Below are 14,942 nucleotides of genomic sequence, written 5' to 3'. Positions count from 1 at the left end.
TTGTCGAATTTGAGTTGGTTATTTCAGCGATAGCAAAGGCGCTTGTGTAAGTGCACGGCTGTTAACTAAAGTTTTATAGAATCAACGATGTTGTGTCGAACAGGTGGTTGTGTCGGTTCGTTACGTCATATGTCCCAGTGCTTGCCCAAGGCCAATTTGACAGGTAAATCATCGTGTATGAAGTTTCGTAATTGCACCTGTTGAAGTTTTCCAACGACCCACCACGGCGTAGGACTCGGCTGCATGAAGATCAAACTCCACCGTCGTATGAAAGATCGGAAGGCGGTTGCAATGGGGCAAGGGCAGCGAATTTGTGGGAATTATCCTCAATGCCTGTAGGGAATGTCTCTGGATGCAAATGCGTGTAAAAGTTGCCATGCCGTGAAGCAAGTGACTGGGATATCGTGCGTGTTCTAAAAATTCGAACAGCGAAAACTGGACTTGCCCATGAATAAAGTGCTGATCGTGGATGACCACCCCGTCATTCGACTTGCGGTACGTATGCTGATGGAACGGCATGGCTACGAAGTCATTGCAGAAACGGATAATGGCGTTGATGCACTACAAATTGCTCGTGAACAAATACCGGATCTTGTCATTCTGGATATTGGAATACCCAAACTCGACGGACTGGAAGTTATTGCGCGCCTGACCTCCACTGCCATGCCGGTGAAAGTGCTGGTGCTGACTTCCCAGGCTCCCGGGCATTTTTCAATGCGTTGCATGCAATCGGGCGCAGCGGGTTACGTGTGCAAACAGCAGGATCTGACCGAATTGCTCAGTGCGATCAAGGCAGTTCTGTCCGGCTACAGCTATTTCCCCAATCAGGCCCTGCACACCGTGCGTACCAGTCTGGGCAATGCGAGCGAAGCGGACATGGTGGATCGTCTGTCCGGCCGGGAAATGATGGTGTTGCAGCAGTTGGCGCGCGGCAAGACCAACAAGGAAATCGCCGACGGCATGTTCTTGAGCAACAAGACTGTGAGCACATACAAGACTCGTCTGTTGCTGAAACTCAATGCGCGTTCTCTGGTTGATCTGATCGAGCTGGCGCAGCGTAACGGCCTGGTTTGAACTATTCGACAGCTGAGAACGTCATGGGCCGATCAAGCTCGGTTGTCGCAGAAAATGAAAAGCCTCCGTCTCGGGAGGCCTTCAGATATCACAGATCATAATCGTAGTCGGCCAATTGCCTTTGCAGTCGGCGCTCCTCAAGCAGGTTGTCGATTGTGCGACGCTTGCTAAGGTTGGTCTTGGCCACTTCAACCACCGGTTCGACCTCATCGGCGTCGGTGGCAATAAGATCTTCTTCTACATCCAGTTGCTCTGTGTCGGTACTCATGAAGTCAACTCCCGGCTAAGACTGCCTTTGGCGCTCCTTATATCGACATTACTGCGGCGGGTAAAAAAGATTTTTTCAATCGATGGATGCGAAAAGCCGATGACCGCTCAATCGTCGGAAGTTTTGTGTTTGTATTCGCACAAGTCTTCGATGCGGCAGCTGCCGCAGCGCGGTTTACGCGCCAGGCACACATAACGACCGTGCAAAATCAGCCAGTGATGAGAGTCGAGCAGGAATTCTTTCGGTACAAACTTCATCAACTTCATTTCAACTTCCACCACATTTTTCCCCGGCGCGATGCCGGTGCGATTGCTGACGCGGAAAATGTGCGTGTCGACCGCCATGGTCAATTGACGGAAAGCGGTGTTGAGCACCACGTTGGCGGTCTTGCGTCCGACGCCCGGCAGGGCTTCCAGTTCTTCCCGGGTTTGCGGGACTTCACCGCCATGACGCTCAACCAGCAGACGGCAGGTTTCGATGACGTTTTTCGCCTTGCTGTTGTAGAGGCCGATGGTCTTGATGTACTCGGACAGCCCCTCGACACCCAGCGCATGAATAGCGGCGGGTGTATTGGCGACGGGAAAGAGTTTGGCAGTCGCCTTGTTGACGCCGACATCGGTGGACTGCGCCGAAAGAATCACCGCAATCAGCAGCTCGAACGGCGAAGAGTAGGCCAGTTCGGTTTTCGGCTCGGGATTGTCTTCGTGCAGTCGGCGAAATATCTCAAGACGTTTTGCAGCATTCATGGGCGATGCGTTTCCTTGATGACAGAGTTGCGGCGTGTCCACGCCTGACGGGCGGCGAGAAGCAGGCCCAGTAAAACGAAAGCGCCGGGAACCAGCGTAATCAGACGCAGCCCTTCGGGGAACAAAACCAGACCTGGCCAATGCTCCGAAAGGCCTCGGCCAAGGCTGCCATAACCGATAATCTCGCGCAGCCCGCCGACTACCAGCATGAGCGCGCCGAACATGGCGCAGCGTTTGAAGCTGACAGCGACGGGGTCGCGGAAGGCACCGTGGTATTCAAGCACGACGCAGTGCAAGGCGATCAGCCCTATGTAGAGCTCAGACGTCTGCTGCCATGGCAAAAACCAGCGTTGCGCCACAATATCTGCGCAACTGGTCAACGTCGCAGCAAGTATCAGGCTCGCGAGCAAGGCACGGGTGCCCGTCAGGCGCTCGCGCAGCGGCGACATGCAGACGGCAAATACACCGAGTACCGCGCTGAGCATCAAGGTTATCCCCAGTGCAGCGCTGAATGTTGGTGTGGCGCCCAGTAGCGGCACCAGCATCAATAAATTCACCGTGCGCTTCATGGGCCAGTCCCCAACAGCAGCGCCCGATGCTCGTCGAAATAACGCAGTGCGTCATGAATTGCGTCAATGGCGGCACGGGAGGTAATGGTCGCGCCAGCGATCTGATCGAACTGCCCCTGATCCTTTTTCAGCGCCCAACCGGCGTCTGTCGGCTCAGTACGGGATTTGCCGACGAAGGCCTGAAGCCAGGCATTCGGCCATTCACCGATGTAACCACCCAACCCTGGCGTTTCGCGCTGCTCAAGGGTTTTCACGCCTAAAAGTTTGCCATTAGCATCAATGGCAATCAGCAGTTCCAGAGTACCTGCGTAACCTTCACTGCGACTGCGCAACAGCACTGCGACTGTCTGTCCGGAGCGGGTCGCTCGATAGCCGCCCGACAGCGTGCTATGGCGCAAAGCAGGCTCGGCGAGCGTCAGCGGTTGCTCCAGCGGCTGATTGTCGTAGAGCGCGGCAGGCATGACATCAAGCAATTTGCGGCTGTCGAGCAAGCGCTGCTCGCTGGCAATCTGCGGTGCACTGCTGCGCTGCAACACGTATGTCGCACTCACGCCAACGAGTGCCAGCAGCACCACCGTCGCGACACTCGCTGAGCGGTTCACGCGTTCACCTTCGATTGGCGGCTGAGGGCGAAGCGTTCGAGTGCCGGCACCAGAAGATTCATCAGCAACACCGCAAACGCGACGCCGTCCGGGTAACCACCCCACGTGCGAATCAGATAAGTCAGCAGGCCGACGCCAACACCGAACAGCAGGCGGGCAAGGGCGCTTTTCGCGCCGGACACAGGTTCTGTCACGATAAAAAATGCACCGAGCATGGTCGCGCCGCTGAGCAGATGAAACAGCGGCGAACCATGGGAATCCGAACCCGATCCGTTCCAGCACAACAGGCTGATGACGAACAGACTGGCGAGCATGCCCACCGGTGCGTGCCAGGAAAAGATCCGCCGCTGCAACAGCCACAGGCCGCCGAGCAGAAACGCCAGATTCACCCATTCCACACCGCGCCCGCCGAAACGGCCGAAAGCCGGGTTGCTGGCGAACAGCTCCTGCATGGTCAGGCTTTTATTGATGCGCAGACTGTCCAGTGCCGTGGCTTGCACCCAAGCGTCCGGCGCCTGCGCTGGACTGAAAACCTGTTGCAGCGCCGCAAGAAAGTCCAGGCCATGAGCGGGCCAATGGGTCATCGCTTGCGGGAACAGCACCATGCTCAGGACAAAGCCAAGCATCGCCGGGTTGAACGGGTTTTTGCCGACGCCGCCATACAGATGTTTGCCGAACAACAGACCTGAAGCGGTCGCAATGACCGTCAGCCACCAAGGGCAATAAGCCGGCAGCGCGGCGGCCAGCAACATCGCACTGACCAGCGCGCTGCCATCACGCATTGCCGCTTGCACCGTTTGCCGACGCAGACAGGCGACGCCCGCTTCGACGAGCAAAGCACTGACAACCGCCAGGGAAAGGTTGATCAACACGCCCCAGCCATACAGCCAGAATAATGCGAGCAGACCCGGCAAAGCGGCCAGCAGCACGGTGTTCATCGCCTGTTGCAGGCGATCGTCCACTGGCTCAAGGGGCGGCATGGTCTTGCACCCGGCGCTCGGCGTCACTCACGGCTTGCTCCAGTGCTGCGATCTGCTCCGGCGCAGCCTCCGCTGCCTGAGCTTTTTTCAATTCGGCGCGGCGCATGGCCAACTGGATCTTGGCTCGCTTCAGTTCGGTGTCGTTGGTCGGTGCGGGAACGGCGGGAATTGCCGGTTGGCTGCTTTCCAGGTTCGCCAGCGCCTGCTCGGCGGCTTCGAATTGTTGCTGCAGGACGATCAATTGCGACTGCTGCTCGAACGTAGGCGGGTGACCGAAGGCTTTCAGCGATTTGTGCAGTTGCGCTCGACTCATCGCCACATCGACCTTGGCCTTCTTCAGCGCCGCATCAGCGTTCGCGGCTTTTTGCGCACGCACCCGCTCCAGCGCAGCCTGCACCGGGTCGCCGGTCGATACTTGCGGTTGTACCGCACGCGCGGCTCGCGCTTCACGTTCAGCCTGCTTTTGCTGTTCTTCACGCAGCAAGCGTTGGTTGCGTCGCTCGAAACGCTGGCGCGCGTGGTCACGTTTGATCGCGCGGGCGCGCTGTTCTTCGAGATCGAAGGCGAGACCGCCAACCACTGGGATCGTGTTCGCAGGCAAAGGATGCATTTCTATGCAGTCGACAGGGCACGGCGCAACGCACAGATCACAACCAGTGCACTCGTCGATCAGCACCGTGTGCATGAGTTTTGCCGCGCCGACGATGGCGTCGACCGGGCAGGCCTGAATGCATTTGGTGCAGCCGATGCATTCGGCCTCGCGGATGAAGGCGATTTGCGGCGGTGCCGGGCCACGGCTGATGTCCAGTTCCAGGACCGGTATTTTCAACAGATCGGCCAGGGCGGCGATAGTCTCCTCGCCGCCCGGCGGGCACTTGTTGATCGGCTCGCCATCAACAATGCCTTGCGCATAGGGTTTGCATCCGGGATGGCCGCACTTGCCACATTGGGTCTGCGGCAGCAGGGCATCGATGCGTTGAATCAGACTCATGTTTTGATCAATCCACTGAATCCGAGAAAAATCACTGCGACCAGTCCAGCGCTGATCAGATCGATCGGCAGGCCGCGAAAGGGCAGGGGAATATCGTTGTCGACCGTGCGCTCGCGCAGGTCGCAGAACACACTCAATACCAGCCAGAAACCCAGCCCTGCACCCAAACTCAAAGCTGTCGCGTGCAGCAGGCCATGATCGTTTTGCGCATTGATCAACGCCAGCCCGAGTACGCCGGCATTGCCGAACAGCAGCGGCCACAATCCAGCGAACGGCCAAACCGGCAGACTGCGCGCCAGCAGCTTCAGCAGCGGCGCGATCAACAACACACTCAATGGCAGAAACACGAACAGGCGCAGCGCTTCAAGCTGCAACGGCAGCAGTATCCACTGCCAGATCGCCTGACCGATAACGCCGACCACCACCATCAGGCACAACGTCGCCAACCCCAGCGCATGGACCTGGCGTCGGCTGCCCGCCAACAGCGGAGCGACGCCCAGCGGCCAGTGCAACACCAAGTTGTTGAGCAGCGCAGCACTGATCAGCGTTAACACGAGTTCGGTCATGGTTCTGCCAGCGAAACGGGCGGGTGTCTCTTAAGGGTAGGCACTATCGGGCCAGATATGAAAAATCCCACCGGCATGCAGAGCACGTCGGTGGGATCGTTTTACGGCAACCTCTTACTTGATGCGCTGACCCGGCTTGGCGCCGCTGTCCGGGCTCAGCAGGTAAATCTCTTCACCACCAGGGCCCGCCGCCATCACCATGCCTTCGGAAATACCGAACTTCATTTTCCGTGGCTTGAGGTTGGCAATCATCATGGTCAGGCGACCGTCGAGCTTGGACGGGTCCGGATACGCGCTCTTGATCCCGGAGAACACGTTGCGTTGTTCGTCACCGATGTCGAGGGTCAGGCGCAGCAGCTTGTCGGCGCCTTCGACGTGTTCGGCCTTGACGATCAAAGCGACGCGCAAATCGATGGCGGCAAAGGCGTCGAAATCGATTTCCGGCGACAGCGGATCCTTGGCCAGTTCGCCGTTGCCCGCAGGCTTGGCTTCGCCGGTGTCGGTCTGGCTGGCGGTCAGGTCTTCTTTCGATGCGTCGGTCATGGCTTGCACTTTTACCGGGTCGATGCGGGTCATCAACGGTTTGAATTCGTTGAGCTGGTGATTAGCCAGCAGGGTGGTGTGGTCATTCCAGGTCAGCGGCGCGACGTTGAGGAACGCCTCGGCATCAGCGGCCAGCAGCGGCAGTACCGGTTTGAGGAAGATCACCAACTGGCGGAACAGGTTGATGCCGGTGGCGCAGATCGCCTGGACTTCATCCTGCTTGCCTTCCTGCTTGTTCAGCGACCACGGGGCCTTGTCGGCGATCCACGCGTTGGCGCGGTCAGCCAGGGCCATGATTTCACGCATGGCGCGGGCAAAATCGCGGGCCTCGTAGGCGTCGGCAATGCTCGGCGCGGCGGCGAGGAAGGCCTCGGTCAGCTCCGGCGCGGCATTGTTGTCGACCAGCAGGCCGCCGTTGCCTTTGTGGATAAACCCGGCGCAACGGCTGGCGATGTTGACCACTTTGCCGACCAGGTCGGAGTTGACCTTCTGCACGAAGTCTTCGAGGTTCAGGTCGAGGTCGTCGACGCCACGGCCAAGCTTGGCCGCGTAGTAGTAGCGCAGGTATTCCGGCGACAGATGATCCAGATAAGTGCGGGCCTTGATGAAGGTGCCGCGCGACTTGGACATTTTTTGACCATTGACGGTCAGGTAGCCGTGCACGTTGATGCCGGTCGGCTTGCGGTAGCCGGCGCCTTCGAGCATGGCTGGCCAGAACAGCGCGTGGAAATTGACGATGTCCTTGCCGATGAAATGGTACAGCTCGGCAGTCGAGTCCTTGCCCCAGAACGCGTCGAAGTCCAGCTCCGGCGTGCGGTTGCAGAGGTTCTTGAAGCTGGCCATGTAACCGATCGGCGCATCCAGCCAGACGTAGAAATACTTGCCCGGCTCGCCCGGAATCTCGAAGCCGAAGTACGGCGCATCGCGCGAGATGTCCCACTGCTGCAGGCCGGCATCCAGCCATTCGGCGATCTTGTTGGCCACGGCGTCCTGCAGGGTGCCGCTGCGGGTCCAGGCCTGGAGCATTTCCTGGAAGTCCGGCAGCTTGAAGAAGAAGTGCTGGGAATCCTTGAGCACCGGGGTGGCGCCGGAGATCGCCGACTTCGGATCCTTCAGGTCGGTCGGTGCGTAGGTCGCGCCGCATTTTTCGCAGTTGTCGCCGTACTGGTCTTCGGTGCCGCATTTCGGGCAGGTGCCTTTGATGAAGCGGTCGGCCAGGAACATTTTCTTTTCCGGGTCGAAATACTGGGTGATCGAGCGCTGGGCGATGTGCCCGGCGTCACGCAGCTTGAGGTAGATCTGGCTCGACAGCTCACGGTTTTCTTCGGCGTGAGTGGAGTGGAAATTGTCGAAATCGACAAGGAAGTCGGCAAAGTCGGCGCTGTGTTCAGCCTGCACGTTGGCGATCAGTTGTTCCGGGGTGATGCCTTCCTTTTCCGCGCGCAGCATGATCGCCGAACCGTGGGCGTCGTCGGCGCAGACATAGATGCATTGGTTGCCGCGATGCTTCTGGAAGCGCACCCACATATCGGTCTGGATGTATTCCAGCATGTGGCCAAGGTGGATCGAACCGTTGGCGTAGGGCAGGGCGCTGGTGACGAGGATCTTGCGTGGCTCGGACATGGGGCTTCGCTACTTGATGAAACGGAGGTCGGCCACTATAAAGCGCCGGCGCATATTTTTCACCCCTGCGCCACTGGGTACTTTGAGAGCTCGTGTGGTGAGGGGATTTATCCCCGTTCGGCTGCGCAGCAGTCGTGGATATCGTTACACACGCAGCTCCTGACGTACCGGGGGCGGAAGTTTTGGGGCGGCTGCGCAGCCGAACGGGAATAAATCCCCTCACCACAGTGGCTTTTCAGCGCAAGTAATCTGTTCGCCTCAAATCGGTGTCCAGCGTACGATAGCCGCCATCTTTTCCAGTCTTGTTATCGGAGTTGCCCATGAGCGCCGTCACTCGCGCAGCGGTGGAAGCCGTCCTCAGCCAATACACCGACCCTTACCTGAACCAGGACCCGGTCAGCGCCGGGTGCGTGAAAAACATCGAGATCATCGGTGACCGCGTCAATGTGCAGCTGGAAATCGGCTACGCCGCCGGCCTGTTCAAGAGCGGTTGGGCGCAATTGCTGCAACTGGCCATCGAAAACCTCGACGGCGTGGTCATCGCTCGCGTCGAGGTCACCAGCGTGATCGCCGCGCACAAGGCCCAGGCACAGATTCCCGGGCTGGCCAACGTCAAGAACGTCGTCGCCGTCGCTTCCGGCAAGGGCGGAGTGGGCAAATCCACTACGGCTGCCAACCTCGCGCTGGCGCTGGCCCGGGAAGGTGCCAAGGTCGGCATCCTCGATGCCGATATCTACGGCCCGAGCCAGGGCATCATGTTCGGCATTCCCGAGCGCACCCGGCCCGAGGTCAAGGATCAGAAGTGGTTCGTGCCGCTCAAGGCTCACGGCGTGGAAGTCATGTCGATGGCCTTCCTGACCGACGACAACACGCCGATGGTCTGGCGCGGGCCGATGGTTTCCGGGGCGCTGCTGCAACTGGTCACGCAAACCGCGTGGGGCGATCTGGATTATCTGGTCATCGACATGCCGCCAGGCACCGGCGACATCCAGCTGACCCTGGCGCAGAAAGTCCCTGTGGCGGGTGCGGTGATCGTCACCACGCCGCAGGATCTGGCACTGCTCGACGCACGCAAAGGCGTGGAAATGTTCCGCAAGGTCAACATTCCGGTGCTCGGCGTGGTGGAAAACATGGCGGTGCACATCTGCTCTAACTGCGGGCATGCCGAGCATCTGTTCGGTGAAGGTGGTGGCGAGAAACTGGCCACCCAGTACGGCGTCGAATTGCTGGCCTCGCTGCCGCTGTCGATGCTGATCCGCGAACAGGCCGATGGCGGCAAGCCAACCGTGATCGCCGAGCCGGACAGCCAGATCGCCATGGTCTATCAGGAACTGGCCCGCCACGTCGGCGCGCGCATTGTCTTGCAGGAAGCGGCCACGCCGGCGATGCCGAATATCACCATCAGCGACGATTGATCCATCAGCAGCGCTGAAAAACCTGTGGGAGCGAGCCTGCTCGCGAAAGCGGTAGATCAGACAACCAATGGGTTGAATGACACACCGCATTCGCGAGCAGGCTCGCTCCCACATTTGTTTCAGGGTGACAGTCAGATGCGCAAGCCGCCATCCATCTCCAGAATCCGCCCGGTGTAGTAGTCGTTCTCGAAGATATACGCCGCCGAATGGGCGATTTCTTCCGGCTTGCCCATGCGCTTGAGCGGAATGCCCGACGTCATCTTCTCCAGCGCTTCCGGTTTCATGCCCAAAGTCATTTCGGTTTCGATGAAGCCCGGCGCAATGCCCGCGACGCGAATGCCGTAACGCGCCAGCTCCTTCGCCCAGGTTACGGTCGCTGCCGCGACGCCAGCCTTGGCTGCGGAATAGTTGGTCTGCCCGACGTTGCCTGCGCGGGAGATCGACGAAATATTGATTATCGCGCCGCTGTTCTTCAGCTCGACCATCTTCGCCGCCACCTCACGGGTGCAGAGGAACACGCCGGTCAGGTTGACATCGATCACCGCCTGCCACTGCGCCAGGCTCATCTTGGTCATCTCACCGTCCTTGACCTTCAACAACAGACCATCGCGCAGGATCCCGGCGTTGTTGATCAGGCCGTGGATGGCGCCGAAGTCTGCGGCCACTTGCGCGACCATATGCTCGACCTGTTCTTCATTGGCGACGTTGCACAGGTAGCTGCGCGCTTCGACACCTTTGGCTTTGCAGGCGGCCACGGCGGCGTCGAGTTTTTCCTGATTCAGATCGACCAAGGCCAGTTTCGCGCCCTTGCCGGCGAAATACTCGGCCATGGAACGGCCCAAACCCTGGCAACCGCCGGTGATAATGATTACTTTGTCGTTGAGTTGCATTCGCATGTCCCGCTGGCAGGTCTGAGTTGTTTTTGTTGTCGGCAACGCTCGATCGGCACCGGTCCGGCCTGGTAGCACACGAACATTTGCCCGATGCGCGCCGGTTACTTTTCGCTGCGCGCCTGTCCGTTTTCTAGACGGAACCCATTTAAGGAGTCACAAATTGAGCGCTGAAGTGGCGAAGAATGCCCGAGAATTGCTTCTCAAGGAATACCGTGGAGTGCTGTCGACCCACTCCAAATCGATGCCGGGTTTTCCCTTTGGCTCGGTTGTGCCGTATTGCCTGGACGAGCAAGGTCGGCCGCTGATCCTGATCAGCCGCATCGCCCAGCACACGCATAACCTGCAGAAAGATCCGAAGTGCTCGATGCTGGTGGGCGAGCGCGAGGCCGACGATGTGCAGGCGGTCGGGCGGCTGACCTATCTGGCCCACGCGCAGAAGCTCGCAGAACCGGCAGCCATCGAGGCTGCCGCCGAACGCTATTACCGCTATTTCCCTGACTCGCAGAATTATCACCAGGCCCACGATTTCGATTTCTGGGTGCTCAATCCGGCGCGCCATCGCTACATCGGCGGCTTTGGTGCGATCCACTGGATCGACGATCTGACCTTGGCCAACCCGTTCGCCGGCAAGGCTGAAATCAGCATGGTCGAGCACATGAACAGCGATCACGCCAAGGCCATCGCCCATTACGTCGAGCTGGCCGGGCTGCCCAACAGCACGCCGGCGCAACTGGCCGGCATCGACAGCGAAGGCATGCACCTGCGCATCGGTCAGGCCGTCTACTGGTTGCCCTTCGCGGCGCCATGTAATACGCCGACACAAGTGCGCGAGGCCTTGGTTTCTCTGGCTCACGCCCAGTCCTGGCCGAAAAAAGCGCAAAGTTAAGCTTGAATTCACGCAAGGGCGACGTCATCTAAGGCTTACTGCAAGGCATTTCTTGCGTTGAGGAAACTTTGATGCGCCCTTTTCTGTTGCTCTTTCTGCTGTTTCCAGTGCTGGAGCTGTTCGTATTCGTCAAAGTGGCAGGCTCTATCGGGTTCTTCCCGGCCCTGCTGCTGATCATTCTCGGCTCGATGTTCGGTGTGTTCGTGCTGCGCGTCGCCGGTCTGGCCACCGCATTGCGTGCCCGGGAAAGCCTGAATCGCGGCGAGTTGCCCGCGCAGACCATGCTCGAAGGCCTGATGCTGGCACTGGCCGGCGGCCTGTTGATCATTCCCGGCTTCATCAGTGACGTGGTCGGTCTGGTGATGCTGTTGCCGGTCACCCGTCGTCTGCTGGCGAACAAAATGCGCCAGCGCGCCGAAGATCAGGCCATGCGCCAGCGTGCCTTCGCCGACGACCTGCAACCCCGAGGCGGCCCGGCCCCGCGCGAGCCGCTCGGTCGAGAGCCGAATGTGATCGAAGGCGAGTTCGAACACCGCGACAACAAGTGACATCAGCATCGACACGGCACCTGCGGGTGCCGTGCTCGTTTATGGCGCTTTTTTACTGTGTGGCGATGAAAAATTTTTTCCGCCAGCCCTTGTAATCGGCTTGTGCGCCCCTATGTATCGGTCACCGAAAGGTTTCCGGTATTCAAACCGGACAGACTTGCGCGGTTCGCTCGACGGACCGCAACCGGCGCAGGCCGGATTCGTTAAACCCGCCGGGACTACACCGGCCGATGAAAACCACAATTAGGAGAGATCGACAATGAAGCTTCGTCCTCTGCATGACCGCGTCGTCATCCGTCGCAGCGAAGAAGAAAAGAAAACCGCTGGCGGTATCGTCCTGCCAGGTTCGGCTGCTGAAAAAGCCAACCACGGTGTGATTCTCGCTGTAGGCCCGGGCAAAGCTCTGGAAAACGGTGAAGTGCGTGCACTGTCCGTGAAGGAAGGCGACAAGGTTGTGTTCGGTCCTTACTCCGGCAGCAACACTGTGAAAGTCGATGGCGAAGACCTGCTGGTAATGAGCGAGAACGAAATCCTCGCGGTTATCGAAGGCTGATATCCCCGTTCATTTTCCCGCTACTACAAAGTATTTAAGGAATATCGATCATGGCTGCTAAAGAAGTTAAGTTCGGCGATGCCGCCCGTACCAAGATGCTCAAAGGCGTCAACGTTCTGGCTGACGCGGTAAAAGCGACCCTGGGCCCGAAAGGCCGTAACGTGGTTATCGAGAAGAGCTTCGGCGCTCCGACCATCACCAAGGACGGCGTTTCCGTTGCCAAAGAAATCGAACTGGATGACCGCTTCGAAAACATGGGCGCGCAGCTGGTCAAAGACGTTGCCTCCCGTGCCAACGATGACGCTGGTGACGGTACTACCACCGCTACCGTTCTGGCTCAGTCGATCGTCAACGAAGGCCTGAAAGCCGTCGCTGCCGGCATGAACCCGATGGACCTCAAGCGCGGCATCGACAAGGCGACCATCGCCATTGTCAAAGAACTCAAAGCCCTGTCCAAGCCATGCGCTGACTTCAAAGCCATCGCTCAGGTAGGCACCATCTCGGCCAACTCCGACAACTCCATCGGCGACATCATTGCCGAAGCCATGGAAAAAGTCGGTAAAGAAGGCGTGATCACCGTTGAAGAAGGCTCGGGCCTGGAAAACGAACTGTCGGTTGTAGAAGGCATGCAGTTCGACCGTGGCTACCTGTCGCCATACTTCGTCAACAAGCCGGACACCATGGTTGCCGAGCTCGACGGCCCGCTGATCCTGCTGGTCGACAAGAAGATCTCGAACATCCGCGAAATGCTGCCAGTGCTGGAAGCCGTTGCCAAAGCCGGCCGCCCACTGCTGATCGTGGCCGAAGACGTTGAAGGCGAAGCCCTGGCGACTCTGGTTGTGAACAACATGCGTGGCATCGTCAAAGTCGCTGCCGTCAAGGCACCGGGCTTCGGCGACCGTCGCAAGGCCATGCTGCAGGACATCGCCGTTCTGACTGGCGGTACCGTTATCTCCGAAGAGATCGGTCTGAGCCTGGAAAGCACCACCCTGGAACACCTGGGTAACGCCAAGCGCGTAACCCTGTCCAAGGAAAACACCATCATCGTTGACGGTGCTGGCGTGCAGGCAGACATCGAAGGCCGTATCGCCCAGATCCGCGCCCAGGTTGCCGAAACTTCCTCGGACTACGACCGTGAAAAACTGCAAGAGCGTCTGGCCAAGCTGTCCGGCGGCGTTGCAGTGATCAAGGTTGGCGCTGGTTCCGAAGTTGAAATGAAAGAGAAGAAAGCCCGCGTTGAAGACGCCCTGCACGCAACCCGCGCAGCCGTTGAAGAAGGCGTGGTACCTGGCGGTGGCGTGGCGCTGATCCGTGCTCTGGAAGCACTGACCGAGCTGACCGGCGACAACGCTGACCAGAACGTTGGTATTGCTGTGCTGCGTCGCGCTGTTGAAGCGCCGCTGCGCCAGATCGCTGCCAACTCCGGTGACGAGCCAAGCGTAGTCGTCAACGAAGTGAAGAACGGCAAAGGTAACTTCGGTTACAACGCTGCTTCCGGCGAATACGGCGACATGATCGAAATGGGTATCCTGGACCCAACCAAGGTAACCCGTTCGGCTCTGCAAGCTGCAGCTTCGATCGGCGGTCTGATCCTGACCACCGAAGCAGCGGTTGCCGACGCACCGAAGAAAGAAGGTGCAGCTGGCGGCGGTATGCCAGACATGGGCGGCATGGGTGGCATGGGCGGCATGATGTAAGCCAGCCCTGGCCCTGTAACGCAAAACCCCGCTGGCGAAAGTCAGCGGGGTTTTTTTATTGCCCCAATTCCGGGGTGGGCTACAGACGGAGGTGTGGCCATCGCTGGCAAGCCAGCTCCCACAGGAATCCAAGGTCAGGCACATAGTGTGTGAACACCCTCAGTCCCTGTGGGAGCTGGCTTGCCAGCGATGGCGTCCGATCAAGCGCTGACGGGGAGTGCTTTGACAACCGTTGCAGTCTTGCCAGGCGGGCGATACAGCACCCAGTAATAAGCCCCCAGGCAAATCAGCCAGCAGAAAATCGCCGTCCACACGTTGTGCGAAAAGAAGTGCGCGCCTTGCATCATGCGACTGATCGAGAACACCGAACCCAGCGCAAAGGCGAACACAAACGCCTGCCGCGCCAGTCGTGGACGGCGGTCGCGCAGCACGAAGAACAGTGCAAACAGGGTGAACCCGGTCGCCGCGTGGCCGCCGGGCCAGCAACGTCCCGGCTTGTCCGTGGCGGGGCGATGTTCCATGAGTTTGCTGTAGGTCTCGTGACCGCCGAATTGCTCCAGGCTCCATGGGCACTGCACAGCGGTGACGGCTTTGACCGGAGTGACAAATGAAGTCGCCAGCCCCAGCGACAGCACCAGGCAGCCGAGTTCGCGCTTGAACGGTTTCAGCCGTTCGATGAAAAACGCGCCGATGAAACCCAGAATGGCAAACACCGAGAAACCGATCACCAGCTGTTTTGCCCGGTCATGCAGGATGTCTTCAAGAAAAAAGCTGTGCCGTCCGATGAAATCCCCGGCGACCGGGTCGTAGAACATCTGCGCCAGAACCATGTCCAGATCGGTCAGTTCGAGCAACAGCAGAATGATCGCCGCCGCTGCGGGAATGCCCAGACACAACCACCAGTTCAGCGGTCTTGAAGCGGGAAGGGCAGAGGTCGACACCATGGCAGGTTCCTTGGTCGATGAACGGAGGAGAGAGCGTAATCGCG

The 14,942-nt window shown here is 59.1% G+C and carries 16 protein-coding genes; 6 read left to right on the top strand and 10 right to left on the bottom strand.

The genetic code is table 11. The features are described 5' to 3' along the window. Positions 1-447: 447 nt before the first annotated feature. Positions 448-1,074, top strand: coding sequence for a response regulator transcription factor (locus KVG87_RS15020; RefSeq protein WP_016773408.1), 627 nt, complete (start codon positions 448-450; stop codon positions 1,072-1,074). Positions 1,075-1,162: 88 nt separating this feature from the next. On the opposite strand, the gene KVG87_RS15015 is transcribed toward KVG87_RS15020, so the two are convergent. The 8 genes from KVG87_RS15015 to metG form a co-directional block, all read right to left on the bottom strand. Next, the gene (locus tag KVG87_RS15015) at positions 1,163-1,342 is read right to left on the bottom strand and encodes a PA3496 family putative envelope integrity protein (protein ID WP_041479865.1); all 180 of its coding nucleotides are present in this window, start codon (positions 1,340-1,342) and stop codon (positions 1,163-1,165) included. A 107-nt stretch (positions 1,343-1,449) separates the two neighbouring features. Next, complete coding sequence (gene nth, locus KVG87_RS15010) at positions 1,450-2,088, bottom strand: endonuclease III (RefSeq protein ID WP_016773410.1); 639 nt, start codon at positions 2,086-2,088, stop codon at positions 1,450-1,452. Continuing rightward, positions 2,085-2,657, bottom strand: a complete 573-nt coding sequence (locus tag KVG87_RS15005; RefSeq protein ID WP_056790011.1) for an Rnf-Nqr domain containing protein — start codon at positions 2,655-2,657, stop codon at positions 2,085-2,087. Before KVG87_RS15005 ends, nth begins: the two co-directional genes overlap by 4 nt. Then, positions 2,654-3,259 carry an RnfABCDGE type electron transport complex subunit G gene (locus tag KVG87_RS15000; RefSeq protein WP_076564002.1) on the bottom strand — a complete coding sequence of 202 codons (606 nt, stop codon included), beginning with the start codon at positions 3,257-3,259 and terminating at the stop codon, positions 2,654-2,656. The genes KVG87_RS15005 and KVG87_RS15000 overlap by 4 nt, the downstream gene beginning before the upstream one ends. Then, positions 3,256-4,239: an RnfABCDGE type electron transport complex subunit D gene (locus tag KVG87_RS14995; RefSeq protein WP_217851374.1), complete on the bottom strand. Its 984-nt coding sequence runs from the start codon at positions 4,237-4,239 to the stop codon at positions 3,256-3,258. Before KVG87_RS14995 ends, KVG87_RS15000 begins: the two co-directional genes overlap by 4 nt. After that, positions 4,226-5,230 (bottom strand): electron transport complex subunit RsxB, encoded by a 1,005-nt coding sequence (gene rsxB, locus KVG87_RS14990; RefSeq protein ID WP_217851371.1) that lies wholly within the window; start codon positions 5,228-5,230, stop codon positions 4,226-4,228. The genes KVG87_RS14995 and rsxB overlap by 14 nt, the downstream gene beginning before the upstream one ends. Then, positions 5,227-5,796, bottom strand: a complete 570-nt coding sequence (locus KVG87_RS14985) for an Rnf-Nqr domain containing protein (RefSeq protein ID WP_217851369.1) — start codon at positions 5,794-5,796, stop codon at positions 5,227-5,229. The genes rsxB and KVG87_RS14985 overlap by 4 nt, the downstream gene beginning before the upstream one ends. A gap of 114 nt (positions 5,797-5,910) precedes the next feature. Beyond that, a complete protein-coding gene (metG, locus tag KVG87_RS14980) occupies positions 5,911-7,962 on the bottom strand; it encodes a methionine--tRNA ligase (RefSeq protein ID WP_041479859.1) in 2,052 nt (683 codons plus the stop codon). Positions 7,963-8,282: 320 nt separating this feature from the next. On the opposite strand from metG, the gene apbC reads away from it, so the two are divergent. Continuing rightward, on the top strand, positions 8,283-9,377 hold the full coding sequence (gene apbC / locus KVG87_RS14975) for an iron-sulfur cluster carrier protein ApbC (protein WP_024014150.1): 1,095 nt from the start codon (positions 8,283-8,285) through the stop codon (positions 9,375-9,377). A gap of 131 nt (positions 9,378-9,508) precedes the next feature. Here apbC and KVG87_RS14970 read toward each other — a convergent pair whose 3' ends face one another. Next, entirely contained in the window at positions 9,509-10,267 is a 759-nt protein-coding gene (locus tag KVG87_RS14970) for an SDR family oxidoreductase (protein ID WP_095181795.1), read from the bottom strand. A gap of 163 nt (positions 10,268-10,430) precedes the next feature. Between KVG87_RS14970 and KVG87_RS14965 the strand changes: the two genes are divergently transcribed. From KVG87_RS14965 to groL, 4 genes are all read left to right on the top strand, one after another. Beyond that, on the top strand, positions 10,431-11,156 hold the full coding sequence (locus tag KVG87_RS14965) for a HugZ family pyridoxamine 5'-phosphate oxidase (protein ID WP_217851367.1): 726 nt from the start codon (positions 10,431-10,433) through the stop codon (positions 11,154-11,156). Positions 11,157-11,227: 71 nt separating this feature from the next. Next, positions 11,228-11,704: an FxsA family protein gene (locus KVG87_RS14960; protein WP_016773418.1), complete on the top strand. Its 477-nt coding sequence runs from the start codon at positions 11,228-11,230 to the stop codon at positions 11,702-11,704. Between the two features lie 259 nt (positions 11,705-11,963). Further along, a complete protein-coding gene (locus tag KVG87_RS14955; protein WP_007916610.1) occupies positions 11,964-12,257 on the top strand; it encodes a co-chaperone GroES in 294 nt (97 codons plus the stop codon). A gap of 50 nt (positions 12,258-12,307) precedes the next feature. Then, positions 12,308-13,954: a chaperonin GroEL gene (gene groL, locus KVG87_RS14950; RefSeq protein WP_016773419.1), complete on the top strand. Its 1,647-nt coding sequence runs from the start codon at positions 12,308-12,310 to the stop codon at positions 13,952-13,954. A gap of 200 nt (positions 13,955-14,154) precedes the next feature. On the opposite strand, the gene KVG87_RS14945 is transcribed toward groL, so the two are convergent. Further along, a complete protein-coding gene (locus KVG87_RS14945) occupies positions 14,155-14,898 on the bottom strand; it encodes a phosphatase PAP2 family protein (RefSeq protein ID WP_217851366.1) in 744 nt (247 codons plus the stop codon). Between the last annotated feature and the right edge of the window lie 44 nt (positions 14,899-14,942).

It is taken from the genome of Pseudomonas siliginis (assembly GCF_019145195.1).
In the GTDB taxonomy this organism is placed as follows: Bacteria; Pseudomonadota; Gammaproteobacteria; order Pseudomonadales; family Pseudomonadaceae; genus Aquipseudomonas; species Aquipseudomonas siliginis.
The sequence above is the reverse complement of the archived record's forward strand: the minus strand, read 5'-3'. Positions and strand labels throughout refer to the sequence as shown.